Annotated in this window: 18 protein-coding genes and 1 riboswitch; of the genes, 7 read left to right on the top strand and 11 right to left on the bottom strand. The window is 73.2% G+C overall.

Annotated features, from left to right (window positions below):
- The first annotated feature begins 3 nt into the window (after positions 1–3).
- Complete coding sequence (locus JXZ78_RS40195; protein ID WP_078624361.1) at positions 4–2,205, top strand: tetratricopeptide repeat protein; 2,202 nt, start codon at positions 4–6, stop codon at positions 2,203–2,205.
- Here the strand turns inward: JXZ78_RS40195 and JXZ78_RS09730 are convergent.
- The 3 genes from JXZ78_RS09730 to JXZ78_RS09720 form a co-directional block, all read right to left on the bottom strand.
- Positions 2,183–2,785 carry a hypothetical protein gene (locus tag JXZ78_RS09730; RefSeq protein ID WP_030021129.1) on the bottom strand — a complete coding sequence of 201 codons (603 nt, stop codon included), beginning with the start codon at positions 2,783–2,785 and terminating at the stop codon, positions 2,183–2,185. The two genes, JXZ78_RS40195 and JXZ78_RS09730, sit on opposite strands and share 23 nt — an antisense overlap.
- On the bottom strand, positions 2,782–4,032 hold the full coding sequence (locus JXZ78_RS09725) for a hypothetical protein (protein ID WP_238782794.1): 1,251 nt from the start codon (positions 4,030–4,032) through the stop codon (positions 2,782–2,784). Before JXZ78_RS09725 ends, JXZ78_RS09730 begins: the two co-directional genes overlap by 4 nt.
- A 545-nt stretch (positions 4,033–4,577) precedes the next feature.
- Positions 4,578–4,814, bottom strand: a complete 237-nt coding sequence (locus JXZ78_RS09720) for a hypothetical protein (RefSeq protein WP_030021127.1) — start codon at positions 4,812–4,814, stop codon at positions 4,578–4,580.
- 293 nt (positions 4,815–5,107) lie between these two features.
- Between JXZ78_RS09720 and cbiE the strand changes: the two genes are divergently transcribed.
- The 3 genes from cbiE to JXZ78_RS09705 are packed head-to-tail and all read left to right on the top strand — an operon-like array spanning position 5,108 to position 8,068.
- Positions 5,108–6,589 carry a precorrin-6y C5,15-methyltransferase (decarboxylating) subunit CbiE gene (cbiE, locus tag JXZ78_RS09715; RefSeq protein ID WP_078624360.1) on the top strand — a complete coding sequence of 494 codons (1,482 nt, stop codon included), beginning with the start codon at positions 5,108–5,110 and terminating at the stop codon, positions 6,587–6,589.
- Entirely contained in the window at positions 6,586–7,371 is a 786-nt protein-coding gene (cobM, locus tag JXZ78_RS09710) for a precorrin-4 C(11)-methyltransferase (RefSeq protein ID WP_030021125.1), read from the top strand. Before cbiE ends, cobM begins: the two co-directional genes overlap by 4 nt.
- 40 nt (positions 7,372–7,411) lie before the next feature.
- Positions 7,412–8,068, top strand: coding sequence for a cysteine hydrolase family protein (locus tag JXZ78_RS09705; RefSeq protein WP_078624369.1), 657 nt, complete (start codon positions 7,412–7,414; stop codon positions 8,066–8,068).
- Positions 8,069–8,104: 36 nt separating this feature from the next.
- Here the strand turns inward: JXZ78_RS09705 and JXZ78_RS09700 are convergent, their stop codons facing one another.
- On the bottom strand, positions 8,105–9,367 hold the full coding sequence (locus JXZ78_RS09700) for a cobalt-precorrin-5B (C(1))-methyltransferase (protein ID WP_030021122.1): 1,263 nt from the start codon (positions 9,365–9,367) through the stop codon (positions 8,105–8,107).
- A gap of 17 nt (positions 9,368–9,384) precedes the next feature.
- On the opposite strand from JXZ78_RS09700, the gene JXZ78_RS09695 reads away from it, so the two are divergent.
- Positions 9,385–10,152 carry a cobalt-precorrin-6A reductase gene (locus tag JXZ78_RS09695; RefSeq protein WP_030021121.1) on the top strand — a complete coding sequence of 256 codons (768 nt, stop codon included), beginning with the start codon at positions 9,385–9,387 and terminating at the stop codon, positions 10,150–10,152.
- Here the strand turns inward: JXZ78_RS09695 and JXZ78_RS09690 are convergent.
- The 3 genes from JXZ78_RS09690 to JXZ78_RS09680 all read right to left on the bottom strand — a co-directional run bounded on the left by JXZ78_RS09690 (position 10,122) and on the right by JXZ78_RS09680 (position 12,244).
- Entirely contained in the window at positions 10,122–10,760 is a 639-nt protein-coding gene (locus tag JXZ78_RS09690) for a TetR/AcrR family transcriptional regulator (protein ID WP_050502616.1), read from the bottom strand. The genes JXZ78_RS09695 and JXZ78_RS09690 overlap by 31 nt on opposite strands.
- Before the next feature lie 45 nt (positions 10,761–10,805).
- Positions 10,806–11,711 carry a quinone oxidoreductase family protein gene (locus tag JXZ78_RS09685; RefSeq protein ID WP_238782793.1) on the bottom strand — a complete coding sequence of 302 codons (906 nt, stop codon included), beginning with the start codon at positions 11,709–11,711 and terminating at the stop codon, positions 10,806–10,808.
- 305 nt (positions 11,712–12,016) lie between these two features.
- Complete coding sequence (locus tag JXZ78_RS09680; RefSeq protein WP_030021117.1) at positions 12,017–12,244, bottom strand: hypothetical protein; 228 nt, start codon at positions 12,242–12,244, stop codon at positions 12,017–12,019.
- Positions 12,245–12,371: 127 nt separating this feature from the next.
- Between JXZ78_RS09680 and JXZ78_RS09675 the strand changes: the two genes are divergently transcribed.
- Positions 12,372–13,193, top strand: a complete 822-nt coding sequence (locus tag JXZ78_RS09675) for a helix-turn-helix domain-containing protein (protein WP_030021116.1) — start codon at positions 12,372–12,374, stop codon at positions 13,191–13,193.
- Complete coding sequence (locus tag JXZ78_RS09670; protein WP_033038248.1) at positions 13,190–13,402, top strand: DUF397 domain-containing protein; 213 nt, start codon at positions 13,190–13,192, stop codon at positions 13,400–13,402. Before JXZ78_RS09675 ends, JXZ78_RS09670 begins: the two co-directional genes overlap by 4 nt.
- 122 nt (positions 13,403–13,524) lie before the next feature.
- On the opposite strand, the gene JXZ78_RS09665 is transcribed toward JXZ78_RS09670, so the two are convergent.
- The 4 genes from JXZ78_RS09665 to cobG all read right to left on the bottom strand — a co-directional run bounded on the left by JXZ78_RS09665 (position 13,525) and on the right by cobG (position 17,972).
- On the bottom strand, positions 13,525–14,028 hold the full coding sequence (locus tag JXZ78_RS09665) for a hypothetical protein (RefSeq protein ID WP_030021114.1): 504 nt from the start codon (positions 14,026–14,028) through the stop codon (positions 13,525–13,527).
- 206 nt (positions 14,029–14,234) lie between these two features.
- Positions 14,235–15,776: a precorrin-2 C(20)-methyltransferase gene (locus JXZ78_RS09660; RefSeq protein WP_030021113.1), complete on the bottom strand. Its 1,542-nt coding sequence runs from the start codon at positions 15,774–15,776 to the stop codon at positions 14,235–14,237.
- Positions 15,773–16,405 (bottom strand): precorrin-8X methylmutase, encoded by a 633-nt coding sequence (locus tag JXZ78_RS09655; RefSeq protein WP_030021112.1) that lies wholly within the window; start codon positions 16,403–16,405, stop codon positions 15,773–15,775. Before JXZ78_RS09655 ends, JXZ78_RS09660 begins: the two co-directional genes overlap by 4 nt.
- 55 nt (positions 16,406–16,460) lie before the next feature.
- A complete protein-coding gene (cobG, locus tag JXZ78_RS09650) occupies positions 16,461–17,972 on the bottom strand; it encodes a precorrin-3B synthase (protein ID WP_238782792.1) in 1,512 nt (503 codons plus the stop codon).
- A gap of 117 nt (positions 17,973–18,089) precedes the next feature.
- Positions 18,090–18,162, top strand: a riboswitch (cobalamin riboswitch).
- The last annotated feature ends 53 nt before the right edge of the window (positions 18,163–18,215 follow it).

The raw sequence follows: 18,215 nt of genomic DNA, 5'->3' as shown, positions 1-18,215 counted from the left end.
GGGATGCGCCGGGATGTGAACGCCATTGGCGGTTCGGCCAGGATTCACGGGACGAGTATCCAGGCGGGGGATGTCAGCGGCGGCATACACGTGCACGCGGACCCCGCCGCGCGGCTTCCCGTTCCACGGCAACTGCTCTCCGTCACACCGCTTTTCACCGACCGGGAAAATGATCTGTCGGCACTGGCGGCGCTGCACGCGCGATTTCCCGAGCTGTCCACTCCGTTGATCGTCGTCAGCGGGCCCCCCGGAATAGGCAAGACGGCCCTGGTGTCCCGATGGCTGCGCGGGATGGCCGAGAGATTCCCCGACGGCCAGTTGTACGCCGATCTCCGCGGACACGCGGAGGACGGGCCGGCCGCCCCGGGCGACGTCATGAGCCAGTTCCTGCGCGCTCTGGGCGTCGTGCAGGTGCCGCACGCCCTGGACGAGAGAGCCGCGCTGTGGCGCTCGGTCACCGACGGCCTGCACCTGTCGATCATGCTCGACAACGTCCTGTCCGCGGCCCAGGCCCGGTCCCTGCTGCCCGGCGGCCGGCCCGGCCTGGTCGTGGTGACCAGCAGATACCGCCTGACCGGGCTGCGCGCCGACGGAGCGCTGTACCACGAGCTGGGCCTGCTGGAGCAGCACGCGGCCGTCGAGATTCTCTCCCGTGGCATAGGGGCCGAGCGCGTGGAGCGCGAGGACAGCGCGGTGCGCCAGGTCGTGACCCTGTGCGCCGGTCTGCCCTTGGCGGTGTGCTTGGCGTCCGCCCGGCTCGCGTCCCGCCCCCGGCAGCCGGTGCGCACCATGGTGGAAGCGTTGGAGCAGGACCGAGGACGGCTGGCGGCGCTGGCCGTGGAGGGGGAGTTGTCGGTGTATGCGGCGCTCGACGAGTCGTACGCGGTACTGGCGCCCGAGGCGGCCCGGCTGTACCGGTGCCTCGCACTGCTGCCGGCCAGGGAACTGGACTCGCGGCTGGCGGCGGTGGCCCTCGGCGTGCCCCTGGGGGAGGCGGAGCGGCTGCTGGACGTGCTGGTCGAGGCCAACCTGGTGGAGGACACGGGCCCGGACGCCTACCGCTTCCACGATCTGGTCCGGCTGCACGCCGAGGAGCGCGGCCGGGCGGAAGAAAGTCCGACGGCCCGGGAAGAAACGTCCCGGCGCGTGGCCGACTGGCATCTGCACACCGCGTCAGCAGCGCAGGCGCTGCTCTCCCCCATACAGTTCACCCTCGGCCGTACGTACGTCTACGAACCGGACCTTCCCTGCCCCTTCGCGGACGGGAGCGGCGCACTCGCCTGGCTGGAGACCCGCCGCGCGGACCTGATGGCGACCGTGCGCACCGCTGACGAGAAACGCTGGGACGAGCTGGCCTGGCAACTCGTGGACGCGTTATGGCCCTTGTTCCACCGGCTGCGCCACTACGACCTCTGGATCGAGGCTCACACCATCGGCCGCCGGGCGGCGCACCGGACCGGGGACCGCAGGGCGGAACGCCAGATGCTGAATTCCGGTGCCATAGGGCTCAACGCGGCCGGGCGCACCGAGGACGCCATCGACTGGTTCACGCAGTCGCTGCGGGCCGCCCGCGAGGCCGGGGACACCCGTGACGAGGGGCAGGCGCTGCTCGGTATCGGCGCCGCGCACCGGGAGGCGGGGCGCTTCCCGGAGGCGGAGGTCCACCTCCGCCGGGCCATCTCGGCCTGGGAGACGGCGGGTTACGAGCGCGGAGTGGCGCTGGCGCGGATCATAGTGGGCGAAATGGCACTGGAGGAGGCGGAGAGCGAACGTCCCGGTGGCGCAGGCGGCTCGGCCGAGCGGGCGGCGGAACTCTTCGCGCGGGCCCACGAAGCGCTGGTCGCGCTGAACGATCCGTACGACGCCGCGCGGGCGCTCGCCTTCTCCGGGCGCGTGAGTGCGCTGCGAGACGCGTACGACACGGCGGTGGAACGCCTCGGCCAGGCCTTGCGATTCTTCGAGTCCGCCGGGTCCACCCACTGGCAGGCGCGCGTCTCGGAAATGCTGGGAGCGTGCGCGCGCGAGCACTCCCTTCCGGACGCGGCCCGGGAGCACTGGGAGCACGCCAGGAGGCTGTACGCGTCGCAGAGCCCTTCGAACGCCCAGCGGGTAGGGGACCTGCTGGCCGGCCTGGGTGGTGCGAGCAGGCCGGTGGATTCAGCAGGCCCCCGGGAGGAGCGCCCTACGGGCCCGTCAGAAAGCTGACGGCACGCAGCCCGTCCAGGGTGTGCCCCGCAGTGAGCAGGCCGTGCAGGCACGACGCGGCCTGCGCCCATCTCTCCGGCCCTGCCGTCCCCGTCCCGGTCCCCTCGACGGCGAGGCGCCGCAAGCCTCCGGCGCCGTCGCGGTACGCCACGGCGCAGGTGCCGTCCGGAAGGGGCACGGCCGCGAGCCGACAGCCGACATGGTGTCCCAGTACGCGATCGAGCCGGCGCCACGCCCCACGCCGCTGCCGTGGACGGCTGTGGACCAGGACGTCCGCACAACCGAGCCAGCACTCTTCGGCGCAGGTGTCGGCGTCGACGGCGAAGTGGTCGTCGGTGCCGAGGAGCGCCTGGCGCGCGGCCGGTCCGGGCGGCTGCCCGGCGTGGACGAGCACGGTGCGTACGCCGGTGGACGTGGCGACGGTGATGCCGGGTACCGCGACGGGCCCCGTACGGAGGGGGGCGGCGGGCGGCGGCCCGGACAGCACCTGTACCGAACGGTGCCAGTGGTGGCGGGAGGGAGGCGGGGCGGTGGTACCGGTGGCCGGCTCGGTGTCGGTCGTACCCCACATGCCGGTCATGCTGTCGCCTCCCTACCGGTACCGCTGTCCGGGGCGCACCAGGAGTCCAGCCGCGGCGGCAGCGGCAGCTCACGCGTGACGGCCGGGTGTGCGGGCTGCCCCAGCCCCAGGACCCGGTACATCAGCCGCCGCATGTTTCTGGTGAACCGCCCCGGCTCCGAGGTGATCCGGGACGCGATGGCCGCGTACTCCTCGCCCTGGTGCTCCGCGTACTCGGCAGCGGCGTACGCCAGCTGGCTGGGGAGCGAATGGCCCGGCGACAGGGCCGGAGCGGTCCGCGCCAGGGTGGCGGCGGGCGACACGGGGTTGATCTCCCCTTCCGGCGACGAGGCGAGCAGGATCGGGGCGCGGGTCAGCGTCCCGTAGAGCGTCACCGACCCGTGGTCCCCGATGATCCAGTCCGCCGCCACCAGTACGGACCGCCAGTCCGCCTCGGGCGGTACGACGGCGATGCCGTGCCGCCGGCACTGCGCCAGCCAGGCCCGTACCTGCCAGGCGCCGTGCCCCGACCAGACGTTGGGATGGATCAGCAGCGCCACCCGCCGGTTCTTGCCCGACAACTCGTTGATGAGGCGCGGGAGCAGCGCTTCGATCGCCCCGAAGGACGACAGCGCACCCCAGGTGGACACCACGGCGACGAGTTTCTGTCCCTTGCGCAGCCCGAGCGCGCGCCGGTAGGCGGGACGGCGGGGCAGGCTGGCCACGATGCGGTCGTGCACCGGGTCCCCGACCACGGACGCCACGGGCAGGGCTTCCGGACACGACTGCGCCAGGCCGTGCAGGTCGTCCCGGTGGGGCAGGACGACGGCGGCGGGCAGGCACCGGCCGTCCGGAACGATGTCCGGGCGCCCGAGGCCGGCGACGCGGGCGTCCGTGCCTTCGATGATGCGCTTGAGGTAGTTGGCCCCGTGCGGCAGCGTGATCAGCGGCGCGCTGATCTCTCCCAGCCCGCGCGGCCCCGCGGCGAGCGCGAGGTCGTATTCGAGCCGGGCCGCCTTCTCCCAGGGCAGTACCGCGCTGCCGAGCCGGTGGAGGAACGCGGCCACCCCGTCGCCGAACGGGTGCGGAGGGGCCGTGAACAGGACCTGGACGCGGAGGTCGGACTCCAGGAGCGAGAACACTTCCTGGAGGCGTTTGACGTACGTCACCGTGTGGGCGACGACGAGGACGCGTTTGCGGCCGGTGAGGGTCAGCCACTCGCGTAACTGGTGTGGTGAATTCTTGTCGAAAGCGCTCAATGCCCCCATGACATCCCCCTGTCGGATCAAGCCGGCGTGTTCCGGACCGGACACGGCGGCCGGTTGGGGAGGGGATGCCCACGGGGTGGGACGAAAGCCTTGACCGGCCCTTGCGAAAACCTTGCCCCGGTGGCCGGCGGAGGTGTCGGGTCCGTGCGTGGTGTGCGCGGGGCGGGTGGGGTGCCGCGGCAGGTGTGTACTCCTTCATGTCCGCGCGGAGGCGTCGCCACACCTGCACCACTGTGCGCAGGGCTCGCACGCCGCGTCGAGGGGCCCGTCGAGAGGTCTGCCAGGAGGCCTGCCGCGGGCCCTGTCGTGCTGAGGAGGGCGGGGCGCAGTCATCCGCCGTCGGCGTGGCCCACGCGTCGGTGGCACGCCGCCGCGGTGCGGATGGGCGGGCTCCGCCCCAGCCAGGTCCTCGGGTCGTGCGCGGTCGGTTCGAGCCGGATGCGCACCGATTCCGGATCGGCTTCAGCGAGTACTACGGGCGCGGGGGCCGCAGCTCGTCGAACCCGCCTTCTCCGGGCCGTGCACCGACCGCCGACCGCCGAGCCTCACCGCTCCCGGCCCGTGCACCGCAGCGCGGCCGCCAGCCGCCGGGCCACGTCGGGCGCGCAGCGGCCCAGTTCCACCAGCGGCCGTGGTGCGTCGGCCGCCAGTGACGGGCCGTCCAGGCCCAGCGACGGCAGGGTGATGCCCACTCCGGCCAGCGCGGCCTGGAGTTCGTCCCGCGCCGCCTCCGCGTCCGTGATCTTCTCGCCCGCTGTCGTCGCGCGTTCCACTGTGTCCATGATCGCAGCGCCTTCCCTCGATGCCCGGTGCGTGCCGCACCGAACAACATCGCTCGGTGAATCCACGACTACTAGGAGTAGCCAATTATGCGCCCGTGAAACGAATTCGGCGGCGGTTCTGCGGGCACCGCGCGCACCGGCGCCCGTAGCCCGCCGGTGAGGGCCCTGCGCACCGCCTCTTACTCTGGAAACGCACCGACCGGGTGGTCTGCTCCCGGTTGACTTTCCGCGTCCACCGGACCCCGTCGTGCCGCCCGTACGGCGGCCGACCCGAAGCCATGAGGTAACCGGCAGTGAGCCCCGCCCCGCCGCCCGCAGCGCCCGCGCCGGGTGCCCCCGAGCCGCCGCCCGCGGCCCCCGCACCGCGCGTCCCCGGTCCCGGCTCCGGCTCCGGCTCCGGCTCCGACCCTGGCCCCGGCTCCGGCTCCGACCCCGGCCCCGCACGAGTCACCGTCGTCGGGATCGGCGCGGACGGCTGGGACGGGCTGCCGGCCGCCTCACAAGAGGTGCTGCGGGGCGCGGGGGCGCTCGTCGGGGGCGTACGGCAGCTCGACCTGTTGCCCGCGGAGTGCGCGGGCGAGCGGGTTCCGTGGCCGTCGCCGCTGCGGCCCGCCGTACCGGGGCTGCTCGCCGCGTACGCCGGACGCGAGGTGTGCGTCCTGGCCAGCGGCGACCCGATGTTCTACGGCATCGGGCGGACGCTCACCGAGGCGCTCGCCGAGGCGGGCGCCGCGCCACCGCACGTGCTGCCGCACCCGTCTTCCGTCGCGTACGCGTGCGCCCGGCTCGGCTGGCCCGTCGAGGACACCGAGGTCGTGACCCTCGTCGGCCGCCCCCTCGCGGGCCTGGCGGCCGCCCTGCACGACGGCCGCAGGCTGCTCGTCCTCTCCGCGGGCGCCGAGACTCCCGCGCAGGTCGCCGGGCTGCTGCGGGAGCGCGGCTTCGGGCCGACCCGGATGCGCGTACTGCAACAGCTCGGCGGCCCGCGCGAACGGCAGGCCGAGGGCACGGCCGCGGACTGGCCGCCCGTGCCGACAACCGGCGGCACCGGCCCCCTCCCCGCGATCGACCCGCTCAACGTCATCGCCCTGGACTGCGCCCGCGCCCCGGAAGCCCTCCGGCTCTCCGCCGCCCCAGGCCTGCCGGACGACGCGTACGAGCACGACGGCCAGCTGACCAAGCGCCACGTACGCGCCGTCACCCTCGCCGCACTCGCCCCTGCCCCCGGCGAACTCCTGTGGGACATCGGCGGCGGCTCCGGCTCCATCGGCATCGAGTGGATGCGTACGCACCGCACCTGCCGTGCCGTGGCCGTCGAGCGGGACGCCGTACGGGCCGGACGCATCACCCGTAACGCGGACGCGCTCGGCGTACCGGCGCTGCGCGTGGTCACCGGCCCCGCGCCCGAAGCGCTCGCCGGACTCCCGGCCCCGCACGCCGTGTTCATCGGCGGCGGCCTGACCGCGCCCGGCCTCCTGGAGGCGTGCTGGGCGGCGCTGCCGCCGGGCGGCCGGCTGGTCGCCAACACCGTCACGCTGGAGTCCGAGGCGCTGCTCGCCGACTGGTACCGGCGGCACGGCGGCGACCTCGTACGGCTCGCGGTCGCGCACGCCGTACCGGTGGGCGGATTCACCGGCTGGCGGCAGGCGATGCCGGTCACCCAGTGGTCGGTGACGAAGCCCGCGGCCCCCGAACCTCCCACCCCTGACGCCTCTGCCGACCCTGCCAACCCCTCCGTAACCACTGCCCCCTTCGTCCCAGGAGACGCACAGTGACCGTCCACTTCATCGGCGCCGGACCGGGCGCGGCCGACCTGATCACGCTGCGCGGCGCCCGCACCCTGGCCCGCTGCGAGGTCTGCCTGTACGCGGGCAGCCTGGTGCCGCGCGAACTGCTGGACGAATGCCCGCCCGGCGCCCGCCTGGTCGACACCGCGAACCTGGACCTCGACCAGATCACCGCCGAACTGGTCCGCGCCCACGAGGCCGGCCAGGACGTCGCCCGGCTGCACTCCGGCGACCCGTCCGTCTTCAGCGCCGTGGCCGAGCAGATGCGCCGCCTGGACGCGGCGGGCGTGCCGTACGAGGTCGTCCCCGGCGTCCCGGCGTTCGCCGCCGCGGCGGCCGCCCTCAAGCGCGAACTGACCGTCCCCACCGTCGGCCAGACCGTCATCCTCACCCGCGTCGCCCAGCAGGCCACCCCCATGCCCGAGGGCGAGGACCTGGCCACCCTGGGCCGCAGCGGTGCCCTCCTGGTCCTGCACCTCGCGGCCCGTTACGTGGACCGGGTCGTCGGCGAACTCCTGCCGCACTACGGCGCCGACTGCCCCGCCGCGGTCGTCGCGATGGCCTCCCGCCCCGACGAACTGGTGCTGCGCGGCACCCTCGCCGACATCGCGGACCAGGTGAAGGCGGCGGGTGTGGTCCGTACGGCGGTCATCATGGTCGGCCGCACGCTGGGCGCCTCGCAGTTCCGCGACAGCCACCTGTACTCGACGGAGAGGGAGCGGGGATGTGCGGCGGAATCCGGCCAACTCCGGGACGCGGAAAACGGATAACCGGTTGATCGGGTACGGCGGCCCCAGCAGCATCGGCAGGATGAACGCGAATCCGCAGCCCGAGCCCGCGAAGACCCCGCCCGGACCCGTGAACAACCCGCCCGAGCCCGCCAAGTCCCCGCCCGAGCCCGTCGAAGCCCTGATCGTCGTCGACGTCCAGTCGGCCTTCTTCGCGGGCGAGGGCGCGGCACCGCACGCGGCGGCCGTCCAGGAGCGCACCGAGGACCTGGTCGACCGGGCGCGGGCGGCCGGCGCGCTGATCGTCCACCTCCAGAACGACGGCGCGCCCGGCATGTCCGACGAGCCGGGCACCCAGGGCTGGGAGCTGCACCTGCCCGTCACGCCCGGCCCGCGCGAGGTCGTGATCCGCAAGACACTGGACGACGGCTTCCATGAAACCCCGCTGGGCGAGCTGCTCACCGAGACCGGGGTACGGTCCCTCGCCGTCTGCGGCGTGATGTCCGAGATGTGCGTACTGGGGACTGCGCGTACCGCCCTGGAGCGCGAGTACCGCGTCGTCCTGCCGCACGACGCGCACGGCACGTACGACGTACCGCCCGCGCCGGGTGAGACGGAGGGCGTCCCGGCGGCGATGGCCTCGCGCGTCGCGGAGTGGGCCCTCGGCGACGAGGTCGAGATCGTCGCGTACGCGAAGGACGTACCGTTCCAGGCGCCGCCGGGGCCGGCCGCCACCTGACGGAACGCGTCACTCAGGGGCGCACGGCCGCCCCTGTCACCCCTCTTCCCGCGGCCCCCGGGGTTCGACCCGCCCCACCACATTCCCCGCCCGGTCGATGCAGATCACGTCCACCGCGACCGGCGCGCCCCGCAGGACGGCCAGCGCCTCGTCGCGGGCCGTCCTGGCGACCAGGTCACCGAGCGGTACACCACGCGCCGCGCACAACTGGAGCGCGGCCAGCCCCGTATTGGCCACGGCGACCTCGCCCGCCAGCTCCGCGTCCGCACCGCCCTGCCGCGCCAGCTCGGCGAGAAACCCCTTGTCCACCTGCGAACGCGCCGAGTGCAGGTCCAAGTGCCCCGCCGCCAGCTTCGACAGCTTCGCGAACCCGCCGCAAACGGTCAGCCTGGGCACGGGATGCCGCCGTACGTACTTCAGCACCGCGCCCGCGAAGTCGCCCATGTCCAGCAGCGCGTCCTCGGGGAGGCCGTGTTCCGCGACGACGACCTTCTCCGAGGTGGAGCCGGTGCACCCGGCCACATGCGTACGCCCCGCCGCACGCGCCACATCCACACCTCGCCGGATCGAGTCGATCCACGCCGAGCACGAGTACGGCACCACGATCCCGGTCGTCCCCAGGATCGACAGTCCGCCCAGAATCCCCAGCCGCGGATTCCACGTACTCCGCGCGATCTCCTCACCGTGATCGACCGACAGCTCGACCTCGACGTCCCCACTGCCCCCGTACCGCCGCGCGACCTCCGCGACGTGCTCCCGCATCATCTGCCGGGGCACGGGGTTGACCGCCGGCTCGCCGACATCGAGCGGCAGCCCGGGGCGCGTGACCGTACCCACCCCCGGCCCGGCCTTGAACACCACACCGCTTCCCGCCGGAAGCCGGCGCACGGTGGCCCGGATCAGCGCACCGTGCGTGACGTCGGGATCGTCCCCCGCGTCCTTGACGACGGCTGCCATGGCCGTGGCGCGGTCCTCGGGCATCTCCTCGGCGGCCAGCGCGAACGCGGGCGTCTGCCCCTTCGGCAGGGTGATCGTCACCGGGTCCGGAAAATCGCCGGTCAGCAGCGCCGTGTACGCGGCGGTCGTCGCCGCGGTCGCGCAGGCCCCGGTGGTCCAGCCGTGCCGCAGCCCGGTGTGCGCGAGCTGCGCCGTACGGCCGCCGGTGGCGGCGCCTGTGCCGGTACCGGTCCCGGGCGTACTCCCGCCCGTACGCCCGCCGGTGGGGGAGTCTGTGCCGGCCGTGCTCCCGCCCGTACGCCCGCCTCCCGTACCGTTCGTGTCCGTACCTGCCTCACCCATGGAGAAGACCACCCGCCATGAGCGCCCCCGCCGGAGCCGTACGCGTCCCGCACGTCCTGATCCTCGGCGGCACGACCGAGGCCCGCCGGCTGGCCGCCGGCCTGGCGGACCGTCGGCCCGACTGGCGCGTGACGACATCCCTGGCAGGCCGGGTGGCCGCCCCCCGGCTTCCCGCCGGAGAGGTCCGCATCGGCGGATTCGGAGGCCCGGACGGCCTCGCACACTGGCTGCGCGAGCACGCGGTGGACGCGCTCATCGACGCCACCCATCCCTTCGCCGGCACGATCAGTTTCAACGCGGCGCAGGCGGCCGCCACGGCCCATGTTCCCCTGCTCGCCCTCCGCAGGCCCGGCTGGGTCCCCGGCCCGGGTGACGACTGGCACCCGGTCGCCTCCCTCGAAGAGGCCGCCGCCACCCTTCCCGCCCTCGGCCAGCGCGTCTTCCTCACCACCGGCCGCATGGGCCTCGCCACCTTCGCCCACCTCACCGGCCTCTGGTTCCTCGTCCGCTCCGTGGACGCCCCCGAGCCCCCGTACCCACCCCACATGCAGACCGTCCTCGACCGCGGCCCCTTCACCCTCGAAGGCGAACGCACCCTCCTCCGTGACCACCGCGTCGACGTCCTGGTGACGAAGGACAGCGGCGCGACGGCCACCGCCCCGAAGCTGACGGCGGCGCGGGAGGCGGGGGTGCCGGTGGTGGTCGTGCAGAGGCCGGGCGTCCCGGTCGGTGTGCCGGTGGCCGAGACCCCGGATCAGGCGGTCGCCTGGCTGGCGGCGCTGTGACTGCCTAGCGCGCGGCGCTGCCCGCAGTCGCGTCCCCCACCTGTCCCGGTCCCTACGCCGGAGAGCAGGGCACCCACCACGTCCTCCGGGAACTCCGGCCCGAGCCCGGAATGGCCGAAGAGCGACCGGAACACGACGGGGGCGGCGAACAGGTCCAGTACGAGATCGACGTCGAGGCCGGGCCGGAGGTCACCGCGCGCCTGCCCCCTGCGCAGGGACGCCACGCACGCTTCGCGGCGAGGTGCCCAGAACTCGGTGAGGAAGCGTTCCCGCAGCTCCGGATCGTCCGCGAGATCGGCCACCAGCCCCGGAAGCACATGGCCGAAGGCCGGGTCGTCCATCGCGCCCCGGAGCGCTTCGAGATGCCCGACGAGATCGCAGTGGGTGCATCCGGTGTCGATCTCCACGACCCCGATCCGGTCCTCCGCCATGGCCTCCACGACCAGGTGCTTCTGGCTCGCCCAGCGTCGGCGGATGGCGGGTTTGGTGGTCCCCGCCCGCTGCGCGATGGCTTCCATCGTCAGGCCCGGATAGCCGACTTCCCGTACGAGTTCGGCCGTCGCGGCCAGTACGGCGCGGTCGATCCGCTCATCCCGCCTGCGCGCCATCGAACTCTCCCGGGAACCGCACGCCCATCCTGTCGACCGGCAACCCTACCGGGGACGCAGGACGACCTTGCCGAACGCCTTTCCATCCGCCACCCGCCGCAGTGCGGCGGCGGCCTCGGCGAGCGGGAAAACATGATCCACCACGGCTGACAGCCGCCCCTCGTCCAGAAGCGCCACCACCCTCTTCCAAGAGCCTCGAAGCTCCTCCGGGGCCACCGAATTGAGGCTGAACGCGTGCAGCGACAGCGACTTGTGGAAGTCCCGCAGCAGCGGCGCGAAGGACTCCACCGAGGGGAAGCCACCGGCGGCGCCACAGAGGACGTAACGCCCGTTCGGCCGCAGGAGTGCGAGATGCTGCCCCAGATCCGGGCCGGCGACCGTGTCCACCACGACATCGAAGCCCGCATCGGGAACGCCGGACCGGTTCCGGTCGACGACGTGCGCGGCGCCCAGGCCCCGCAGGCGCTCGCCGCGTGCCGCGGACGAGGTGACGACGGTGACCTCGGCTCCCCGGGCACGCGCGATCTGTGTGGCGAGCACCCCGATCCCGCCACCGGCACCACGGACGAGCACCCGCTCCCCGGCAGCGGCCCCCACCCGCTGGAGCGCCAGCTCGGCGACCAGGGCGTTGACACCCAGCGCGACCACATCGTCCGCACCGGCCCCGGGCGGGCTCGTGAGGACCATTTCGGCCTCGGCCACGACCCGCTCGGCAAACCCGCCGAACCCCGTCAGCAACGCCAGAACCTGCTGCCCCACCAGCCCTTCGGACACCTCCGCCCCGACCGCCGTCACCCGCCCGACGACCTCCATCCCGGGCACCGCCCCCGCACCGGGAAACGCCGGGTACTCGCCCCGCAGCGTCATGACGTCCACATACCCGACGCCTGCGGCTTCGACGTCGATGAGCACCTGGGTGGGGGTGGGGGACGGGTCCGGTGTGTCGGTCACGGTGGTGTCTCCGGATGACATGGCGACTACGGCTTTCACTTGCGGCTCCCTCATGGAGGCGAATAGCGTTCCGATCCGAATCGGAACGCTATCCGCCGGGGTGGTGAGCGTCAAGGCCTCGCCGGGGTGCTGCCCGTCTGTCGAACCTCCCGACCCTGCTGGCGACGTGTCAGGGCACGTGCCGTCTCACCGGGGCCAGGACTCGCTCCACCGGTTGGCCTCCCTGACGCGCGCCGTCAGAGCCTGGTGGCGGACGGTGTCGTCCGGGGGTGGGGGCGGCTTCGGGGGCGCGGGCTGTACGTCGGTCACGTGGAGCACGTCCGGAGTACGGCGGCGAGGCGGCGGGCCACCTCGGGTGTGCAGCGGCCGAGGGTGACGAGCGGGCGGGCGATGTCGCCGGTGACGGAGACGGCGTCCAGGCTCAGGGTGGGCAGTTTGATGCCGACTGCGGTGAGGGCGGTACGGAGTTCGTCGCGCGCTTCCTCGGCGATTTTGATCGTGTTCGTGGTTCGGGTGTGCGTGTTCGTGGTCATGTGTATCTGCCTTTGAGCGGTCGGTGGTTTTCGCAAGCACCTTGCGTTCATCCATGGTTACCCTCCGAACAACTCGCAGGCAGGGGGACGCTGTTGTCACCCCTCAAGGGGCAACAGAGGAGGCCATATGGCTACGGAGGGTGCGGGAGCGGAGGAGTCGGCGCGTGAAGTGCTCGCGCGTGAGTTGAGCCGTTTGCGGGACGCCTCCGGGATGTCGCTGGCTCAGCTGGCTGAGGAGACGAGGTACGACCGTACGTACTTGAACCGCCTCGAAAACGGCGAGCGTCTGTCACGGCGGGAAGTCATGGAGGCGCTGGACCGGGTCTACGGAACGGGAAAATTGCTTGTTGGGCTGTGGAGGCTGGCACGTCAGGACGCCTTCAAAGACCGCTACAAGTCGTTCATGTGGTACGAGGCGAGGGCCACTGTCATGCACAAGTACATGATGGTTCTGCCAGGCTTGTTGCAGACCGAGGATTACGCCAAGGCAGTGCTCTCATCGGCGCCGACGCCTCTCAGCGACGAGGACTTGGAGGAAGCGGTCGCGGCCCGCATCGGTAGGCAGGAGCTGCTGTGCCGAGCGACGCCTCCCCGCATCCGGGTGATCATCGATGAATCGGTCCTCATGCGACCGTTGAAGGACGCGGCGGCCTGGCGAGCCCAACTCGCGCACCTTGTGGCATCCGCTGGCATGCCGAACATCGTCTTGCAGGTACTTCCGCTCAGTGCGGGAGTGCACGATCTGCTCGGTGGCTCGCTGTCTCTCTTGTGGATGGCGGACGGAAGTGCTGTTGCCTACCATGAAGGCAACAAGTCGGGGGAACTGATCGAGGACGTGGCGGAGGTGTCCCAGTACCGCCTGTCTTACGAGCAGTTGTGGGACCTGGCGCTGTCGCCATGTGACTCGGTCGCGTATATCAAGCAGTTGATGGAGGGCGACACGGCATGAGCGCAGGAATCGGCCCGGCGGTCGGGGAGTGGCGGAAGAGCAGCCACAGCAACGGCGGCGACGGCAACTGTGTCGAGGTAGCCGACGCGGTCACCGGTTCGCTGCGCGTACGCGACAGCAAGGACGCAGACGGCCCAACGCTGATATTCACCCACCATGCGTGGGTTTCCTTCATAGGTGAGCTGAAAGTGCGCGGCTACCGCTCTTGACTCAGCCCCGGGCGAACCGGCTGGCGTGCACCCGATCAGGCGGGGGAGCGGTTGCGCGCGCCCGGCAGGTGCCCTCGTCGCAGCACGGGCGGGGCCTCCCGCCACCGGCCGCCGCTCCCGGCTCACTCCCCCTGCCGCGTCAGCATGAACACATGGCACTCCTCCGGGTCGCCGACCCGCGTGTAGAGGACCGGTTGGCTCTTCTCCTCGCCGATCCGCAGGGTGTGGATGGTGGTGCGTTCCAGTTCGGCGTCCAGGCGGTCGAAGGTGAGGGTGAGGGCGGTGTGGTCGGTGGAGAGGGACCAGGTGCCCTTGCCGAAGAGGCCGCCTTCGAGGGGCGCGTCGTTGACGGTCTGGTCGAGGGTGGTGTTCTTCGGCCAGCCCTGGGAGTTGAAGGTCTGGCCCAGTTTGCCGCCGAGGTCGCTGAGCTTGAGATGGCCCTTCAGGGAAGTCCAGGTGCCGTGAAGGTCCGTAGCGCGGTAGCGCGACGAGGAGGCCGGGCCGCAGGGTTCGTCCTTGGTGGCGCAGCCGGTGGCTGAGGCTGCCAGCAGGAGTGCCGTGGCGGTGGCGACGGCGGTGCGTAAGTGTGGGTGGTTGCTGCGCTTGCTTCTGGATGTGCCGGTCATGTGGTGCTGTCCCCGTTTGTGTGCCCCGTTGAGCGGTCCGCCGGGTTGGCGGACCGCGCCGACGTTAGGTGATCAGGGGCGGCACGGCCCGGTGGTGGCTGGATTCGCCTGTCGGGTGGGGATCATGTGGCGGGTTCTCGACCGGAGGGCCGACCAGGGGACGGGCGGCCCGGGGTGCAAGCCGGGCCCGCCCGTCGCGCGGGCTCTTACTTCTCCGGGTACCGCCGCGGCGTCCACACCGTCTCCCGGTCGCCCTCCCCGCGCCGTACCGACTCCGTCTGCGACGAGCCGATCAGGAGGATCGTGCGCATGTCGACCTCCTCGGGGGCCAGGTCGGCCAAGGGGACGACGCGTACGGACTCCGTCGGGCCGCCGACGTCGCGGGCCATGACCACCGGGGTGTCGGGGGCGCGGTGTTCCAGGAGGAGTTCGCGGGCCTTGGCGACCTGCCAGGTGCGGGTGCGGGAGCCGGGGTTGTAGAGGGCCATCGCCAGGTCCGCGGAGGCGGCCGCGTGGAGGCGGTCGGCGATGACTTCCCAGGGCTTGAGGCGGTCGGAGAGGGAGATGACCGCGTAGTCGTGGCCGAGGGGGGCGCCGGCGCGGGCGGCGGCCGCGTTGGCGGCGGTGACGCCGGGGAGGACGCGTACGGGGAGGGAGCGGTAGGGCTCCTGGGCGGCTACTTCGAGGACGGCCGTGGCCATCGCGAAGATGCCGGGGTCGCCGCCGGAGACGACCGCGACCCGGCGGCCGCGGCGGGCCAGGTCCAGGGCGAGTTCGGCGCGTTCGGACTCGACCTTGTTGTCGGAGGCGTGGCGCTCCTGGCCGGGGCGTACGGGGACGCGGTCCAGGTAGGTGGTGTAGCCGACGAGGTCGGTGGCGGAGGCGAGCGCGCCGCGGGACTCCGGTGTGAGCCACAACGGGCCTGCCGGGCCGGTGCCGACGACCACGACCGAGCCGGTGGCGGGGGCCGGGGGAGGGGTGGCGATGCGGCTGGGGACGACGGCGACGGAGAAGTAGGGGACGGTGGACGGGTCCACCTCCGCGAGGGGCGCCGTGCGTTCGCCGGGCATCGTGGCGCGTTCGACGTAGTCGGCCTCCGGGAGGCGGCCGGAGTCGGTCAGGGCCTGGTGCACGGAGGGGAAGGTGCGGCCGAGCTTCATGACGACGGCGGCGTCGGTGGCGGCGAGGCGGGCGGTCAGTTCCTCGGTGGGCAGGGTGCCGGGGAGGATGGTGAGGACTTCGTCCGCTTCGCAGAGAGGTTTGCCGAGGCGGGCTGCGGCGGCGCTGACGGAGGTGACGCCGGGGATGACCTCGGTCTCGTAGCGGTCGGCCAGGCGCTGGTGCATGTGCTGGTACGAGCCGTAGAAGAGGGGGTCGCCCTCGGCGAGTACGGCGACCGTGCGGCCCGCGTCGAGGTGCGCGGCGAGGCGGGCGGCGGCTTCGGTGTAGAAGTCGTTGAGGGCGCCTCGGTAGCCGTCGGGGTGGTCCGTGGACTCCGTGGTGATCGGGTAGACCAGGGGTTCTTCGTGGTGGTCCGGGCGGATGTGGCGTTCGGCGATGGAGCGGGCGATCGAGCGGCCGTGCCGGGCGCTGTGGTACGCGATCACGTCGGCGGACGAGATGACCTCGACGGCGCGCAGCGTCATGAGGGACGGGTCGCCGGGGCCGAGGCCGACCCCGTACAGGCGGCCCGGGGCGGGGGCGGAGGACTGCTCGGCCTGGCGGCCTGCGGTGTGCTGCTCGGTCACTCTTCCACGCTCGCTATCGCGTTGATCGCTGCCGCGGCCATGGCGCTGCCGCCGCGCCGGCCGCGTACCACCAGGTGTTCCAGGCCCGCGGGGTGCTGGGCCAGCGCGTCCTTGGACTCGGCCGCGCCGATGAAGCCGACCGGGATGCCGATGACGGCGGCCGGGCGGGGCGCGCCCTCCTCGATCATCTCCAGGAGGCGGAAGAGGGCGGTGGGGGCGTTGCCGACGGCGACCACCGCGCCGTCCAGGCGGTCGCGCCACAGTTCGAGGGCGGCGGCGCTGCGGGTGGTGCCCATCCGCTTGGCCAGGTCCGGTACGGACGGGTCGGCGAGGGTGCAGAGCACCTCGTTGTCCGCGGGCAGCCGCTTGCGGGTGACGCCGCTGGCGACCATGTTGGCGTCGCAGAGGATGGGGGCGCCGTCCCGCAGCGCCTCGCTCGCACTGGCGACGACCTTCGGGGAGTACGCCAGGTCGCGTACGAGGTCGGTCATGCCGCAGGCGTGGATCATGCGGACGGCGACCCGGCTGACGTCGTCGGGCAGGTCCGCGAGGTCCGCCTCGGCGCGGATGGTGGCGAAGGACTGGCGGTAGATCTCCGCGCCGTCCTTCTCGTAGTCGAACTCGCTCACTGTGTTTCGTTGCCCTCGGTCATGTCATCGGTCATGTCAGGTGTGCGGGTGGCCGTCATGGCGTGGTGCGGCCGGCCGCGCGGGCCGACGCGACGGCGTCGGCGAGGCGGCCGGGTTCGGTCAGGGGGACGGTGGCCGTGGCGGGCGCCGCGTGCCGGGTGCCCCGTACGGACACCTCGTAGGCGTCGCCGGTGGCGACGACATCGACCCACGCGCCGTGCGGGTGGCCGCAGCGGCGGGCGCAGCCCGACCAGTGGACGGGGAGGAGCCCGGTGGCGGCCTGGTGCGGGCCGCCGGTGCCGTCCATACGGAGGCCGGTCACGGCGTCCGCCCGTACGTCGGACAGGGACTTGGCGCAGCCGGGGAGGCCGGTGCAGGCGCCGAGCCCGTACCAGGGGGAGGCCGGGTCGGTGACCAGGCCGGCCGTGGCCAGTTCGCGCAGCCGGGGGCCGGCCGCCTCGGGGGGGAGGCCGGGCAGGACCACGCCGCGCCAGGGTGTCATACGGAGTTCGCCGTGGCCGTCCTGGGCCGCCACGTCGGCCAGCCGTCGCAGCTGGGCGGTGGTGAGGCGGCCGAGGGGGGCGAGGAGGGAGAGGGCGGCGTGGGTGCCGTCGGGGGTGGTGAGGGTGCTGGGACGGGGCGGGCGGGGCGCGGTGGGCGCGGGGGCCGCGGTCGTCTCGTACGGCTGCGGGAGGCGGGTGCGGAGGAGGGCGCGTACGGCGGCGGCGTCGTGTCCTGGCGGGAGTTCCCGGACGCGCCAGGAGCCGTGGCCGGCCTCGTGGGCGACCGAGAGGAACGCTTCTGCGGCGGTGCGGGCAGCGCGGGGGGCCTCGCTGCCGGGGAGGCGCAGGGCCTCGGAGTCGTCGCCGACGCGCAGCAGCGCCGTGCCGCCGGGTTCTGCGACCAACGTCACATCGCCGCCGAGCGCGGCCACGTCGCCGCGGCCGTCGTCCAGTGCGAAGAGGAAGCGGCCGGAGAGAGCGGGGGCCGTGTCGCTCGCGCACAGCAGGCGGTCCAGCTCACGGGCCCACTCCTGGACGGGGGCACCGCCGTCGGCGCCCTGCCCGTCCAGGCCCGCGAGCGGGGAGGCGACGATGTTGCGGACGCGTTCGTGCTGGTCGGAGGGGAGGAGACCGGCGGCGCGCAGCAGGTCGGCGAGCGGTGCGGCGCAGCCGTCGCCCAGGCCGCGCAGCTCCGCGTTGCCGCGGGAGGTGAGGGAGAGGTGGCCGTCGCCGAGGCGGTCCGCGGCGTCGGCGAGGGCGCGTGCCTGAGGTGCGGTCAGGAGACCGGCGGGGAGGCGGAGTCGGGCCAGCGAGCCGTCGGCGGCGGAGTGCAGCCGCAGCGCGCCGGGGCAGGCGTCTCCGCGGTCCCGAACGAGGGTGTCCGCGCCGGTCTGCGCGTCTCGCACGCGGGCGGCCGCACGGTCGCGTACGCGGGCGTCCTCCCGGCCCCGCACGGCGTCCCCGTCGGCCTGTCCGGCGTCTCCACGGTCCGGTGCGCAGGCAGCACCACTGTCCCGTACGAGGGATTCGTCCCGGTGCGGGGGTATCGCGGGGGTGGGCGGCATGGCGGCGAGCATACCGACGATGCTCTGTACGGTCTGCCGCCCGCCGTTCGATCGCAGCCTCTACTATGCAGGTCGGTGGGTCAGCTGGCCCACCGGACGCCAGCGACGGCGCCAAGGGAGGAAGCCCGGTGGAAACCCGGCGCGGTCCCGCCACTGTGAGCCCGGCCACCGCCGGGCGAGCCAGGAACTCCCGCCGTCCGTGAACCGCCCGGGGCGCGGACCCCGAGGAAGGCCAGACGCCGC

The organism is Streptomyces monomycini (assembly GCF_022271435.1).
Classification (GTDB): domain Bacteria; phylum Actinomycetota; class Actinomycetes; order Streptomycetales; family Streptomycetaceae; genus Streptomyces; species Streptomyces monomycini.
This window is presented reverse-complemented; position numbering and strand designations above follow the sequence as displayed.

Coding starts and splice junctions, on each gene's coding strand:
- JXZ78_RS40195 (WP_078624361.1), top strand. CDS start 4: ATGCGCCGGGATGTGAACGCCATTGGCGGTTCGGCCAGGATTCACGGG.
- JXZ78_RS09730 (WP_030021129.1), bottom strand. CDS start 2,785: ATGACCGGCATGTGGGGTACGACCGACACCGAGCCGGCCACCGGTACC.
- JXZ78_RS09725 (WP_238782794.1), bottom strand. CDS start 4,032: ATGGGGGCATTGAGCGCTTTCGACAAGAATTCACCACACCAGTTACGC.
- JXZ78_RS09720 (WP_030021127.1), bottom strand. CDS start 4,814: ATGGACACAGTGGAACGCGCGACGACAGCGGGCGAGAAGATCACGGAC.
- JXZ78_RS09705 (WP_078624369.1), top strand. CDS start 7,412: ATGAACGCGAATCCGCAGCCCGAGCCCGCGAAGACCCCGCCCGGACCC.
- JXZ78_RS09700 (WP_030021122.1), bottom strand. CDS start 9,367: ATGGGTGAGGCAGGTACGGACACGAACGGTACGGGAGGCGGGCGTACG.
- JXZ78_RS09695 (WP_030021121.1), top strand. CDS start 9,385: ATGAGCGCCCCCGCCGGAGCCGTACGCGTCCCGCACGTCCTGATCCTC.
- JXZ78_RS09690 (WP_050502616.1), bottom strand. CDS start 10,760: ATGGCGCGCAGGCGGGATGAGCGGATCGACCGCGCCGTACTGGCCGCG.
- JXZ78_RS09680 (WP_030021117.1), bottom strand. CDS start 12,244: ATGACCACGAACACGCACACCCGAACCACGAACACGATCAAAATCGCC.
- JXZ78_RS09675 (WP_030021116.1), top strand. CDS start 12,372: ATGGCTACGGAGGGTGCGGGAGCGGAGGAGTCGGCGCGTGAAGTGCTC.
- JXZ78_RS09670 (WP_033038248.1), top strand. CDS start 13,190: ATGAGCGCAGGAATCGGCCCGGCGGTCGGGGAGTGGCGGAAGAGCAGC.
- JXZ78_RS09665 (WP_030021114.1), bottom strand. CDS start 14,028: ATGACCGGCACATCCAGAAGCAAGCGCAGCAACCACCCACACTTACGC.
- cobG (WP_238782792.1), bottom strand. CDS start 17,972: ATGCCGCCCACCCCCGCGATACCCCCGCACCGGGACGAATCCCTCGTA.